This is a genomic window from Haloferula rosea (assembly GCF_016595525.1).
In the GTDB taxonomy this organism is placed as follows: domain Bacteria; phylum Verrucomicrobiota; class Verrucomicrobiia; order Verrucomicrobiales; family Akkermansiaceae; genus Haloferula; species Haloferula rosea.
Genome location: NZ_JAENII010000012.1, coordinates 140,129 through 154,802, shown reverse-complemented (window position 1 = coordinate 154,802; position 14,674 = coordinate 140,129). Strand labels below are relative to the sequence as shown.

The following is a 14,674-nucleotide window of genomic DNA, read 5'->3' as shown; positions in this document are numbered from 1 at the left end:
ATCGCTTGGCCCCTGATCCCTCAGTCCCTGACCCCTTTGTCGGAATGGGCTGAAGAGATGGGGAAGCGCGAAAGGGGCGTGGAATGGGTGCTCCGCATGCTCTGCGGTTGGTGAGTGGGAAGGAAAAAGGAAAAAGGAGAAAGTGGAAAGTGGGGGAAGGCTCCGCTTGCTCTGCGGTTTTTGAGTGGAGAGTAAAAAGTAGAAAGTGGAAAGTGGCCGGGTGAGCTGCAGCGGCTTGGAAAGCCGCGCTCCTTATATGCTGGCATCGCTTGGTCCCTGACCCCTCAGTCCCTGAACCCTTGGTGGGAATGGGGCTCGGGTTGCTTTGGGATCACGGCCCTTCAGGCCGTTTTGTCTGGGCGCGGGTCTTACCCCAAGGCTGCGCCCTGGGCTGAGGGATGCCGGCCCGTTGGGCCTGGTTCTTTGGGTGTGGGTCTTGCTCGCGTCTGGACCTTGTCTCAGGCGAGTTCGGCTCTGAGGAATGGGGCGGTTCGGGAGCGCTTGGAGGCGGCGACTTTTTCCGGGGAGCCCTGGGTGACGAGTTTGCCTCCGCCTTCGCCTCCCTCGGGGCCGAGGTCGAGGATCCAGTCGGCTTCGGCGGCGACGGCCATGTGGTGCTCGATGACGATGACGGTATGACCTTCATCGACGAGGCGGTGCAGGACGTCGATGAGCTTCCGCACGTCTTCGAGATGCAGGCCGACGGTGGGTTCCTCGATGAGGTAGAGGTTGCGTGTCTTGAGGGCGGCGGAATTGAGTTTAGCCTTGGCGCTCCGTCCTTTGATAAGCTGGGAGACGAGCTTGATGCGCTGGGCTTCTCCCCCTGAGACGGTGGGGGACGGTTGGCCGAGCTGCAGGTAGCCGAGGCCGGTATCGGCGAGCAGCTGGAGGGGGGTGGCGATGCGTGGCTGGGACTCGAAGAAGGCGGCGGCCTGCTCGATGGTCATGTGGAGGACTTCGCCGATGTTTTTCCCGCGGAAGCGGATCTCGAGGGTGGCGGGGTTGTAGCGCTGTTCGTTGCAGGTGTCGCAGGGGATCCAGGTGGTCGGCAGGAAGTCCATCTCGAGTTTCACGCGTCCGTTGCCTTCACAGGTCGGGCAGCGGCCGTCGCCGGTATTGAATGAGAAACGGGATGCCTCGTAGCCGCGCATGCGTGCTTCGGGGAGTTGGGCGAAGAGCTTGCGGATGTCGTCGAAGACCTTGACGTAGGTGGCGGGGCAGGAGCGGGAGGTTTTGCCGATCGGGGATTGGTCGACGGTGTAGCAGGACTTGATGGTCGTCTGGCCGGTGACTTTCCGGTAGGTCCTGCCCTTGGTGGATTTGCTGAAGACGGGGGCGATGCACTGGTGCATCAGTGTGGATTTCCCGGAGCCTGAGATGCCGGTGAGGACGGTGAGGCGGCCGATGGGGATGGCGACATCGAGGTCGTCGAGGTTGTTGACGGTGCAGCCGGTGAGTTTGAGATGCTTGTGGGACTTGGGAATGGTCCGCCGCTCGCCGCGCATGGGGTGGGTGATGGGGTGGGTCAGGGCCTGATAGGTCGGGGATGCCTGTTGGGCTTTGGTCGGAGTCTTTGCCGTGGCTTTCCTGCGCGCGCTGCTGCGCGGGGTTTTCTTCCCGGGCTGGGGAGCGGCTTGCGCTGCTGTGCTGCCGATCCGGGGTGGGGCACCCTGATAGACGATCTCGCCACCGAGCCGGCCGGCTGCGGGGCCGAGGTCGATGAGGTGGTCGGCCTTGGCGATGGTGTCTTCGTCGTGCTCGACGACGATGAGTGAGTTGCCGCGGTCACGCAGGCCGATGAGGGTGTCGAGCAGCTGGGAGTTGTCGCGCGGGTGGAGGCCGATGGTGGGTTCGTCGAGGACGTAGAGGACGCCGCGCAGGTTGGAGCCAAGCTGTGCGGCGAGGCGGATGCGCTGGCTTTCGCCGCCTGACAGGGTGTTCGCGGAGCGGTCGAGCTGGAGGTAGCCGAGGCCGACGTGGTTGAGGAAGTCGAGGCGCTGGGTGATTTCCGGGAGGACGTCGCGGGCGATCAATTTGTCGCGTTCGGCGGTGAACCTGACCTTGGTGAAATGGCCGGTGGCGTCGTGGACGGAGAGGTGGGACAGCTCGGCGATGGACAGGCCTTGCGAACGGCTGCGGCTGGATTTGGAGGCATCGAGACGGACGGCGCGGGACTCGGGGTTGAGCCGGGTGCCGTGGCATTCGGGGCAGTCGACGAGTTCGTCGTCGTCCATGCGGGCGACCTTGCGATCGGCATCAAGCTCGGCGGCGAGGACGGAGTCGTGACCGGAGGCATCGAAGTGGCGGCGGCGTTTCGGGATGCGTCCGTGGCCGCGGCATTCGAGGCACCAGCCGTAGGGTGAGTTGAAGGAGAACAAGCGTGGGTCGAGTTCATCGAAAGACTCGTTGCAGGACGGGCAACTGGCTTCGGTGGAGAGCAGGACGAGTTTCTTGTCGGGAGTGAAGATCTTGAGTGTGCCCTTGCCGATCTCGAGGGCGCGCTCGATGGCCTCGGGCAGGGTGGTCGGTTGCTCCGTCTTGCCCCGGGTGGTGCGACGGGCAGCGGATGGGGATCGGCTGGGTTTCCGGGTGGGGTCGATCTCGGCGACGACGACGTCGATGTCGTGTTCCTGGTAGCGGGTCAGCCGTTGGAAGCCTTCGGCCTCCTTGAACTGCCGGTCGACGAGGAGTTTGGAGAATCCTTGTTTGAGTGCCCACTCGGCGATCTCGGTGTGGTAGCCCTTCCGGCCGCGGATGATCGGAGCCATGACGGCGACGGGGCCGTTCTTGAGGTGGGTGCGGATGGTTTTCTCGATGGCGGCGATGGATTGCTTCTCGACCGGCACATCGCAGTCCGGGCAGTAGCGGGTGCCGAGCTTGGCGTAGAGCAGCCGGATGAAGTTCCAGAGTTCGGTGACGGTGGCGACGGTGGATTTCATGCCGCCTTGTGAAACGCGTTGTTCGATGGCGACGGTCGGCGGCAGGCCGTTGAGGAGGTCGAGGTCGGGTTTCTCCAACTGCTCGGCGAACTGCCGGGCATAGGCGGACATGGAATCGAGGAAGCGGCGCTGGCCTTCGGCGAAAAGGATGTCGAAGGCGAGGGTGGATTTCCCCGATCCGGAGAGGCCGGAGACGACGACGAATTCGTCGCGCGGGATGTCGATGTCGACGTTCTTGAGGTTGTGCTCACGCGCGCCGCGGAGCTGGATGCAGGGCTTGGCTAATACGGCGGGTGCCGTAGAGGGAGCGGGAGCGTCGGTGGACTTGTCTTTGGCGCGGTTTTTTGAAGCGCGTGGTTTTACCAACAGTGGCTTGAGGTAGCGGGCGGTCTCGGTTTTGAGCCTGGCGATGTCTTCGGGTGTTCCTTCGGCGACGAGTTGTCCGCCGTCGGCGCCGGCCCCCGGGCCGAGCTCCATGATCCAGTCGGCGGATTTGATGACGTCGAGGTTGTGCTCGATGACGAGCAGCGAGTGACCGTTGTCGACGAGGCGCTGGAAGACGCCGAGCAGGCGCTCGATGTCGGTGAAGTGCAGGCCGGTGGTGGGTTCGTCGAGGATGAGGAGGTTGCCTTTCCTGCCGCGCTTCCTGCCGGTGTTCTCGGCGAGGATCTGGCAGAGTTTGAGGCGCTGGGATTCCCCACCCGACAGGGTGTTGAGTGGCTGGCCGAGCTTGATGTATCCGAGTCCGACTTCGGACAGAGGGCGGAGGGCACCGCGGATCTGGGCGTGACGCTTCTGAGTCGGCCCGGTGAAGGACGCGCTGTCCCCGTAGAACTCGAGGGCCTGGTCGATGGTCATCTCGAGGACCTCGGCGATGGACTTCCCGCGGTAGAGGATGTCGAGGGTGGATGGCTTGTAGCGGCGGCCCGAGCAGTCGGGGCAGGTCACCTGGAGGTCGGAGAGGAACTGCATTTCGACCTTCTCGAATCCGGCGCCGGCGCAGCGGTCGCAGCGGCCTTCGCCCGAGTTGAACGAGAAGAATCCGGTGTTGCAGTTGCGTGCGCGGGCGTCGGCGGTCTGGGCGAAGAGCTGGCGGATCTGGTTGAAGGCCCCGAGGAGAACGGCCGGTGTGGAGCGCGGGGTCCTGGCAAGTGGCGACTGGTCGACGAGCAGGACTTCGTCGATGTACTGGGATCCCCGTAGTTCTCGGATGGGAGCCGGTTCAGTCTCGCCGAGGGGTTTGTTGAATTTCTTCAGCAGGTTGGCGTGGAGGACATCGTGGGCAAGGGTGGATTTCCCGGAGCCGGAGACTCCGGTGAGGCAGACGAACAGGCCGAGAGGCAGTTCTGCGTCGAGTTTCCTGAGGTTGTGCCGGGTGGCACCCATGATGTTGATGGACTGCTCGCCGGGGGGACGCCGCGATGCGGGAACGGAGATTTTTTTCCGGCCGGAGAGCCAGGGGAGGGTGCCGCATTCTTCCTTGGTAGATGGTTTGGCGGTGTCCTTGCCTTGGGTCTCGGCGGGTTTGTCCTCGACCTGTGGCCGGGCATTCACCGGTCCTTGGAAGATCAGGGTGCCGCCGCTTTCGCCGGAGCCGGGTCCGATGTCGAGGAGTTGGTCGGCGGCGCGCATGACGGTCTCTTCGTGTTCGACGACGACGAGGGTGTTCCCCTTGTCGCGCAGATCGTGCATGACCTTGACGAGGCGCTCTATGTCGCGGGCGTGGAGTCCCACGGTGGGTTCGTCGAGGACGAAGAGGGTGTTCGAGAGCGAGGCTCCGAGGCAGCTGGTCAGGTTGACGCGTTCGATCTCGCCGCCGGACAGGGTGCGGGCGGGTCGGTCGAGGGTGAGGTATCCGAGTCCGACCTGGTCGAGGTAGCCGAGGCGCGAGGTGATCTCGTTCAGGACCAGTTCGATGGGTGCGGAGCGTTGCTTGATCGTCTTCTGGAAGCCGGTGAGGAAGGGGTGGAGGTCGTTGACGGGCATTTGCCACAGATCGGGCAGGGTTTTGCCGTCGATCCTGAAGCAGAGGGCTTCAGGCTGGAGGCGGCGACCGCGGCAAGTACTACAGGAGGTGTAGGAGCGGAAGCGGGAGAGGAAGACGCGGACGTGCATCTTGTAGGCCTTGGTTTCCATCCAGTCGAAGAAGCCCTTGACGCCGTACCACCCTCCGTCGCGCCAGAGGTCCTCCATTTCCTCCATGGAGGCGCCGGGGTTGTCCCCGTAGTAGATCCACTCCTGGGTGTCCTCATCGAGGTCGCCCCACGGGGTGTGGATGTCGACGTCCCGCTCCTTGCAGTTGCGGATCAGATCGCGCTGGCATTCTTCACCCCGATCTCCCTGGAAGGGCTTGATGGCTCCCTCGGAAAGCGTGAGGCCGGGGTCGGGCACGGCCTTCTCGAGGGCAATCCCGATGACCCGGCCGAATCCGCGGCAGGTCGGGCAGGCCCCGACGGGGTTGTTGAACGAGAAGAGTGAGGGGGTGGGGGGACGAAGGGTGGTGCCGGTGGCGGGGTTCTCCCACTTGGTGGAGAAGGATCGGGTTTTGAACTTCGAGGGCTTCTCGCTGAAGTGGGAGATGATGGAGGCGTCTCCCTTGCCGAGGGAGAAGGCGGCCTCGAGGGCTTCGAGCAGGCGGGTTTTGGTGCGCGTTTCAACCGTCAGGCGATCCTGGACGACCTGAATGACGGGCGCCGATTTTTTGGCCCCTCTGGACTTTTTCACCGGAACGGTGGTCCCGGAAGCGGGGGCGTCGTCGGTGCGGAGGATCTCGCCGGTCGGGGTGATGACGCGCAGGTACCCCTGCTGGTTGAGGAAGGGAAAGAGCTCATCCGTCGGGGTATCGGGCGGGATGGGGACGGGAAAGGTGACGAGGATTTTTTCGCCGCTCAGGTGGTCGAGGGCCCAGCTGGCGGCGGACTCGGGGCTGTCGGGCGAGATGATCTCGCCGGTCTTCGGGTCGTGGCCGGTCGCGGTGCGGGCGAAGAGCAACTTGAGGTAGTCGTTGAGTTCGGTGAGCGTGCCGACGGTCGAGCGGGTGGTGCGGATGTTGTTTTTCTGCTCGATGGCGATGGCCGGGGGGATGCCGTCGATGCGCTCGACGTCCGGCTTGTCCATGCGATCGAAAAACTGGCGGACGTAGGGCGAGAAGGTCTCGACGTAGCGCCGCTGGCCTTCGGCGTAGAGGGTGTGGAAGGCGAGTGAGGATTTCCCCGAGCCGGAGGGGCCGGTGACCACGGTCAACTGGCCGAGTGGGATGTCCAGATCGAGCCCTTTCAGGTTATGCTGACGGGCGCCGCGGATCTGGATGGATGTCGCGGGTTGGGTGCTCTTGTTGCTCCGTTTCTTGCTGGCCACGGGTGGAGCCTAGGCGCGAAGCGGCGGCTGGCTAGCGGAGTTTGAGGACGATTCGGACCGGGTGCTCGAGCTTGGGGAGGGCGGCCGCATTCGGCAGGTGGATTTCGTCGTTGTCGCGGGTGTCTCCGGGGTAGTTGATGAGGGCTTCCGGGTCACGAATGACGGAGATGATCGAGCCCTCGCGACGGGCCACGAAGGTGCCGTCCTGCTGGATGCGTGAGCCGTTGTAGAGCCACAGGGTGGCCGGGGCGGGTCCGGATGGCGAGGTCTCGCCGGCGGGAGCGATGGCGAGGGCTTCATGCAGGTGGATGGTCTGGGGCGGGCCATTCCGGTCCCATGTGACCGAGGCCTGGAGGGCGGCGGTGGGCGGGACCGTCATCGAGGAGTCAGCGGGCCCCAGATCGGCAGACGGGCGGATCCCGAGGAGCAGGGCGGCGAGGTGGATGTCCTGGGGGTCGGCGTCGGTGACGAAGACCGATTCGTGCACTTTGCCCGTCCGGGTCACGAGGAGGTATTCGACGGCGCCCTCCCGCATCAGGACAGAGGCGGGGATGGTGATGGTGCGTTTGGCTTTGTCGAATTCGATGGTGCCGATCTTGAACCGGTCGCCCCCCAGCGGGATGACGTTTGGCTCGGCGGGCTGGGCGTTTGGGGGCTTTTCCGGGTCTTCGGGCGCTGGATCCGGGGCGGTCTCCGGTGTCGGTCCGGGGGTCTCGGGTGCCGCCTCGGAGGCTGAATCCGGCCCCTGATGGGTCGAAGAAACACCGATCCAAATGACCGCGGCGGTGGCCAGAAAGATGAGGATCCTGGCGCTGCGGAGGATGAAGAAAAAGTGGCTGATGGGACGATTGTGTCTCAAAATGTCAAAAAAAGCGTGTTTTGATCGTGATTTTCGTCACGGTATTGGCTTTGTCACCACTGACACGCCCAACCCTCACTATGTCAATGTCACGAGTCTTGCAACGCTTCAGCGCCGGTCTATTCGCGATCGCCCTCACTTCGGTTCTAACGGCTGAGGATTTCCCACTCGGTCCTCTGGGAGGAACGGGGGACGGCATCGGTGGCTCGGGCCTCATTGTGATCAAGAGCCTGCAGTCCGGTGAGGCGGGCGAAGCAGCGGGTTTGCAGGTCGGGGACTTCATTGCGGGAGCGGATGGATTTCCGTTTGGAGTGCATTCGACGAATTCGAATGACGGCTATCAGGGGGCGGTGCAGGAGTTGGGGATGGCGATCGACCGGGCCGAGGGGTCGGATGGGGTCGTTGATCTTCAGATCATCCGCAGTGGGGTGGGTGGACTGAGTGTGCCGGTCACCGTGGGGACGGCTGGCAGTCTGGGGCCTGCGTGGCCGGTGGGCAGCAGCAAGAGTGATGCGATCTTTGAAGAGAGTTGTGATGGGATCCACTCGAAGGTGCAGGCGAGTTCGTCAGCGAACTTCGGCTACAACAGCGGTTGGTTCGGGATGATCCTGTTGGCCCACCCGGATTGGAATTCGACGACGGGACCGAACGCCTACCGCCTGTCCATCGACAAGCTGCGTGTGCGCTGTGAGAACTACTTGAATGGTCGTAGTTACGAACCGGTGGAGCCAAGCATCAACCAGGCGCTCTACGACACCCAGAGCCCCGGGCTGGAGAACTGGGATGTGTGCGCGAGTTCGATGTTCCTTTCCCTCTATCGCTCGAAGACGGGCGACACCACGGCCGACGCGATCGTCCAGACCGGTGCGGAGATGATCGGCAACCGGATCCAGCACTGGAGTCAGTACAATGACGCGGGAACGGTCTTCGTGGCGGGTGACGGCAGGATGGGGCACGGCGGCGTGCACGGTGACTACTCGCACTACAACGGGGCCGGTGGCTTGAACATCATGAATGCCCACGCGGCGACGGCGCTGGCGCTGGCCAAGCTGGCGGGTGCGGACATGACGGTGGTGCCGGGGACGACGCTGAACGATGCCTCGGGGAATCCGCTGCCGGATCTGGAAGAAAAGTTCCTCTGGTGCTGGAGCCGCATGAAGGTGGCGACGCGGACCGATGGTGGGGCGGACGATGGCAACGTGGGATATGTGTCCGTCCAGGGGGGCGGTGATAGTTCCGGACGCACCGGCGGTGCCTTCGCAGGCTGGAATCTCTATGGCTTGGCGGGCGATGCGGATGATGTCGACAAGGCCCAGCGCCAGGAAGACTACTTGGTGCGGCGCTGGTATCGTCAGCAGCACTGTCACGCCTACACGCTGGGTGGTGTGGCGCTGTCCCAGATGGCGATGCCGTGGGTGGCGGATCGCGGCCAGCAGCACTATCAGGAAAATTCGCGTTTCTTCGCCGTCTTGTCCCGCGAGCCGGATGGTTCGATTTCCTATTTCCCCGGGCGGCAGAACAACGGAGGCGACGGCTACCTGAACAAAGGGAACGTCGCCCTGGTGAATGCGGCGATCGCGACGGCTGTCCGCAGTGGCAATTTGCCGGGTTTCCCTGCTCCTGATGCGGACCGCCTGCACATCCACATCAAGAATCCGGTCAACAGCTGGCCGACGCTGGATGCGCGCGAGGCGAAGTTGGACGCGCTGAGCAAGGAGCTCGAGGTCGAGGTGACCGACGTGGACGGCAATGTGCTGGCTCCTGCCGCCTACACCGCGTCATGGACGCCGGTTTCGGGGCCGGGAGTGGCTTCCTTCAGTGCGCCATCCTCGGCGACGTCGATGGTCACCGTCCCGCAGGATGGCACCTATCGGGTGCAGCTGGAAGTGAGCACGGTGGACTACACGCTGACCGAGCCGATCGATCTGGTCGTTGATACCAGCGCGGGAACCGGTGGAGTGGCACCCTATGTGGTCAGCGACCCGATTTCGGTGTCGGCTTCACAGGGTGATGTGGTGAATTTCACGGTCACGGCGCAGGGTTCCGAACCCCTGCTCTACCAGTGGCGTTTGAACGGGGTTCCGGTGGGAGAGGTTTCCACCTCGTCGACCCTTTCGATCCCGAATGTGGCGGCGGCTTCGGCTGGCGACTACGACTGCGTGATCACTAATGGTGCCGGTTTCGTGACCAGTGGTGTGGCATCGCTTTCGGTCGAAGGTGTGGGCAGTTTCGCATGGGGCGCCCTTTGGCGTGATGTGTTCACCGGTCTTTCCGGGAGTTCCGTGTCCGACCTGACGAGTGCGACGAATTTCCCGACCTTCCCTGATGCGGGTGGTCCGGTCGAGAATGGAGAGGCCCCGGAGGGATATGGGGACAACTATGGTCAACGTATTTCCGGATGGATCACTCCACCGGAGTCAGGGAATTACCGGTTCTATCTCGCGAGTGACGACAACTCGGAGTTGTGGCTTTCCACGGATGCGACTCGGGCGAACCGGGCGCTCATCGTGTCTCTCAACGGCTATCGCGGCTTCCGCCAGTGGTCATCGTCGCCAACTTCAGCCCTGATTCCGCTGGTGGGTGGCGAGCGTTACTACGTCGAGGTCCTTCACAAGGAAAGTGGCGGAGGTGACAACTGCAGCTTCACATGGGACTGGCAATCGCCGGGCGTGTGGACCGCCCCTACGAACCTCGATGTGCCATTGCCCGGAGCGATCCTCGAGTATCAGGTGGGTGGGACGACGAGTGACACGGCGACACCGCCGGCGGACTATGTCCCGATGGCGGATGACCAGAGTCTGATCGTCTATGGAACGGATCCGGTGGCCGTGACGCTGACGGGGAGTGATTTTGAGCCTGGTTCCCTTTCCTTTTCGGTGATTTCGGGGCCCTCGAAGGGGTCGCTCACCGGCACGGCTCCGAATCTCACCTACACGGCGGATCCGGGTGCTTCGGGGACCGACATCATCGAATTCGAAGTGAGCGACGGTAGCAACGTTTCCTCACCCGGCACGGTCACGCTGACGCTGATTCCAGAGACTGGGAGCAATCTGAAGGTGTGGGAAGGTCTGACCGATTCCGCCTGGGCGGAGGCCGGGAATTGGCTTGCCGGAGTGGTGCCGGGATCAGGTGATGCTGTGATTTTCGACAACCAATCGGTGGCGAATCTGGCGACGAACACGGGGGCTGGCCTCGGCGTGGAGCGCCTGATCGTGACCGATCCGATCGGTGCCGTTGGCATTGCCGGCGGAACCCTGACGCTGGCGGATGGCATTGAGATGCTTGGAGCGGTCGAAGATGTTTCGATCACCGCACCGGTCACGCTGGGTGCGGCGCAGGCTTGGGCGATCGGTTCGGGTGGAAGTCTGACGGTCAGTGGAGATCTCGCGGGATCGAGCGCGTTGACCAAGTCCGGCCCCGGTTTGCTTGTCTTGAATGGCACGAGTCCATTCGGTGGAACGATCGAGGTGACCGGAGGCACCCTGGAGCTGTCTGGCGGAGGCTGGGCGCAAGGATACGTCGGTGGAGCGTCGGACATCACCATCCGTGAGGGTGCGACGGTGGTGAACGTGAACGCCCACTCCTTCGGCAACACGAACGGAGCCAATCGTAGTTTGGTCATTGATGGGGGAACGTTCCTCCTGGCGAAGGAGACATACGTCAGGGATGTGGAGATGACGGAGGGCTGGATCGATAACTCGGTGGGTGGTTCCGGGGATATCCGCTCGCGGTCAGGTGGAAGTGTGGTGACGGTCCGGGCGGCGGATGAATCATCGGTGATCGCTTCCGATTACAGTTCGGTGGGATCGACGACCTTCGTGGTGGAGGATGGGGCGGCTTCGAGTGACCTGACCCTGTCGGGTGCGCTGACCAACAGCGGCTTCGTGAGGAAGGATGGCGATGGCCGGATGACCATGGGGGGGATCAGCAGTCACACTGGGGGCATCGAAGTCATGACTGGACGTCTGGCGGTGACCGGCAGTCTGGCGGTGGGTGATGCGGTTCTGGTTGAGGGTGGATCCACCCTGGAGGGGACGGGTTCGGTCAATGGGGTGGTCACCCAGCAGGGTGGGCTGGAAGCAGGAGTGGATGGCGTTGCGGTCTTCTCGATCGGCACTCTCGATCAGGATCCGACGGCGGTGACCACGGTGGAGCTGGGCGGTGTGACGCCGGGGAGTGGCTACGATCAGATTCAGGTTTCGGGTTCGGCCGATCTAGGCGGAACGCTGAATGTGCTCCTGATCGGCGGCTTTGAACCCTTGGTGGGCGATGTCTTTGATGTGGTGGTGGCAGCAGGGCGGACGGGTTCGTTCGCGACCTACAACCTTCCGCCGCTCCCGGCCGGTCGGTCGTGGGAAGTGACTGAGGATCCGCTTGGTTCACCCGGCGTGCGACTGTCGGTGATGGGCGGAAACCAGGCACCTGCCTTCAGCTCCAATCCGATCGCTGGCAGCGATGCCACTCAGGGGATCTCGTACAGTGCAACGCTCGATGGTTCGGCTGTGGATCCCGATGCGGGTGACACGCTGACTTTCGGCAAGGTGGCGGGTCCGGCCTGGTTGACGGTTGCGGGCGACGGTTCGCTCTCGGGAGTGCCGGGCAATGCGGACGTGGGTCTGAATGTGTTCACGGTGGAGGTTTTCGATGCCCTCAATGCAAGGGATGAAGCGACGCTGAACATCACGGTGGTGAACGTGAATGATCCGCCTGTGTTCACCTCCGATCCGATCGTAGGTGGCGATGCCACCCAAGGCGTTGTGTATGGCGGAACTCTTGGTGGTTCGGCGGTGGATCCTGATGCAGGTGACACGTTGACCTTCGGCAAGGTGTCCGGTCCGGCCTGGTTGACGGTTGCGGGCGACGGTTCGCTCTCGGGAGTGCCGGGCAATGCGGACGTGGGCCTGAATGTGTTCACGGTGGAGGTTCTCGATGCTCTCAATGCAAGGGACGAGGCGACGCTGAACATCACGGTGATGAACGTGAATGATCCTCCGGCTTTCACCTCTGATCCGATCGTAGGCAGTGATGCGACTCAGGACGTATCCTACTCGGGGACGCTGGTGGGTTCGGTCGTGGATCCGGACAGTGGAGATACCTTTACCTATCAGAAGATCTCGGGCCCTGCGTGGTTGGCCGTTGCAAGCAACGGAAGTCTCTCAGGGAGCCCGCTGAATGCGCATGTGGGAAGCAATGCGTTCGTGGTCCAGGTCACCGATGCGGCAGGGGCGACCGATCAGGCAGCGCTTACGATTGATGTGATCAATGTGAACGATCCGCCTGCCTTCGGCGGTGGGACGATCAGCGCTCCGGATGCCGTGCAGGACGAGGCCTACATGGGTTCGATCGCGGGCAGCGCCTCGGATCCCGACGTTGGAGAGGTGTTGACCTACTCGAAGCTGTCAGGTCCCGCATGGTTGTCGGTGGCGGGTGACGGGGGGCTCTCCGGGGTGCCGGGGAATGATGACGTGGGTTTGAACACCTTCTCGATCCGGGTGGCGGACGACGAGGGTCTGGACGATACGGTTTCTCTCGAAATCGATGTGACCAATGTCAATGAACCGCCTGTCTTCACCGCCGATCCGATCACGGGAACTGATGCGACCGAGGATGCGGCCTATTCGGGAAGTCTTGCCGCGTGGGCAGACGATCCGGATGCGGGGGATGAGTTGACCTTCTCCAAGGTGTCGGGACCGGCCTGGCTAATGGTCGCCGGAGATGGCAGTCTGTCGGGCACGCCGGAGAACGAGGCCGTCGGCCTGAATGAGTTCGTGGTGGCGGTGAGTGATGAAGTCGGTGAATCCGCTCAGGCGGCGCTGAACATCACCGTTGTGAACACCAATGATCCGCCGGAGTTCTCGGTGGACCCGGTGCTGATCGGAGGAGCGGAAGAGGATGAGCCATTCCTTGGTGAAACGCTCGCAGGTCGGGCGACGGATCCGGACGACGGTGACATCCTGACTTACAGTAAAGTGAGTGGGCCCGGATGGTTGTCGGTGGCAAGCGATGGTGAACTCACCGGAACCCCACCTGCGGGGAGTGCGGGCACGGAAATCTTCGTGGTCCGTGTGACGGATGTGGACGGACTGACGGATGAAGCCTCTCTCGAGGTGGATGTGGCTGAGCCGGGGCTTTCGCTGCCATGGGAATCCAGTGAGCTCGGCAGCCCGTTGATGACGGGATCCGCGACCGACTCGGGGGGGGTGTTTTCCGTTTCTGGTTCCGGAAGGATCATCGGACGCAACGACCGTTTCCAGTATGCTTGGCAGACGCTTGAGGGTGACGGCACGATCACGGCCCGTGTGCACACGCTTGATGACACCGGTCCGAATGCACGGGTAGGCATCATGGTTCGTGATACGCTGGGGACCAATTCGCGCCATGTCTTCCTCGGGGTCGATGGGAGTGGGAATTTCCGCTGGCTGCGCCGGACGAGTCCTGGAGCGATGACGGCGACATCGCGGAGTGGCGACAGCTCCGGTGGTGATGCCTGGCTCCGCCTGCAGCGGGTCGGAGGCATGATCACCGCCTCGAAGAGTCTCAACGGCACTGATTGGATCACGCTCGGCAGCTTGTCGGCCAACCTGCCATCGACCTGTTACTTCGGTCTCGCGGTGGCGAGTGGGCATGACAACCAGCTCAATGAGTCCAAGTTTGATTCCGTGTCGGTGACGCCATGATGCGTGTCGGTTGGTGGTTGTTGCCGCTCGTGCTGGTCGGGGCTTGTCGCAAGTCATCGACCGACGAGTCGAGCGCGGCCGCCGAGCCAAGCCTCAAGTTCAGGGATCGCCCGGCCCGCGATGGGTCGGCTGACGTGGATCCGGTTGAGCGGGTCAGGCTTTCCTATGAGGAGGCACTCGTGCTGGAGGATTCTGCGGAGCAGCAGCGGGTGTTCGCGGAGGTGGCATGGGATGCCATCGAGTTGGACCCCGAGCTGGCTCAGGAGGCGTTTTCGCGACTTGAGACAGGCAGCGAGGCGAGCAAACGGCTGATCGGGCACTTCGTGATGCGACTTGCGGACGAGGATCCGGCCGCGGCTGTCGAGTGGGCGAGGGGCCTCGAAGATCCGGCGGAGAGGTCGGAAGGGCTGGGGCGTGCCGCGGTGGTAATCTCCAATCAGGACCCGCAGTTGGCGGGTGAGCTGGTGGTCAATGAAATGGAGCCGGGACGATCGCGGGATCGATCGGCGGTTCAGGTGGTCCAGCGGTGGTCGCAGAGCAATCCTGAAGCCGCGCTGTCATGGGCGGAGTCGCTGGACAGCCGGCCAGCGCGCCAAGCGGGGATGAGCGAGGCGGTCTGGCGCTGGATGGGCCGGGATGAAGCGGCGGTGGTTTCGTGGCTTGGTGCGGTCGAGGATGGACAGGCTCGGGCCGAAGCCGTGCTGGCGGTCGCCCATGCCCTGGGGCGGATGCCGGACGAGGAAGGCAAGCGGATCATCGGCTTGCTTGATGGCGAGCTTCGGGAGCGGGTGGAGGCACGCGTGGCGCACGGGCTTGAGCGCTGACGGGACTACTGCATTTCC

Annotated in this window: 4 protein-coding genes; 2 read left to right on the top strand and 2 right to left on the bottom strand. The window is 63.4% G+C overall.

Annotation, left to right across the window (positions count from 1 at the left end; all coding sequences use genetic code 11):
• Positions 1-458 precede the first annotated feature (458 nt).
• Both uvrA and JIN81_RS14965 read right to left on the bottom strand, forming a co-directional pair.
• Positions 459-6,296: an excinuclease ABC subunit UvrA gene (uvrA, locus tag JIN81_RS19520; protein WP_200281555.1), complete on the bottom strand. Its 5,838-nt coding sequence runs from the start codon at positions 6,294-6,296 to the stop codon at positions 459-461.
• Between the two features lie 31 nt (positions 6,297-6,327).
• On the bottom strand, positions 6,328-7,155 hold the full coding sequence (locus JIN81_RS14965) for a YdjY domain-containing protein (protein ID WP_200281552.1): 828 nt from the start codon (positions 7,153-7,155) through the stop codon (positions 6,328-6,330).
• Between the two features lie 86 nt (positions 7,156-7,241).
• On the opposite strand from JIN81_RS14965, the gene JIN81_RS14960 reads away from it, so the two are divergent.
• Together JIN81_RS14960 and JIN81_RS14955 are read left to right on the top strand one after the other, a co-directional pair.
• Complete coding sequence (locus JIN81_RS14960; protein WP_200281549.1) at positions 7,242-13,832, top strand: Ig-like domain-containing protein; 6,591 nt, start codon at positions 7,242-7,244, stop codon at positions 13,830-13,832.
• Complete coding sequence (locus JIN81_RS14955; protein WP_200281546.1) at positions 13,829-14,656, top strand: hypothetical protein; 828 nt, start codon at positions 13,829-13,831, stop codon at positions 14,654-14,656. Before JIN81_RS14960 ends, JIN81_RS14955 begins: the two co-directional genes overlap by 4 nt.
• Positions 14,657-14,674: the final 18 nt, after the last annotated feature.

What these genes read in the sequence shown, in the direction of transcription:
- JIN81_RS14960 (WP_200281549.1), top strand. Translation starts at nt 7,242, where the DNA reads ATGTCACGAGTCTTGCAACGCTTCAGCGCCGGTCTATTCGCGATCGCC.
- JIN81_RS14955 (WP_200281546.1), top strand. Translation starts at nt 13,829, where the DNA reads ATGATGCGTGTCGGTTGGTGGTTGTTGCCGCTCGTGCTGGTCGGGGCT.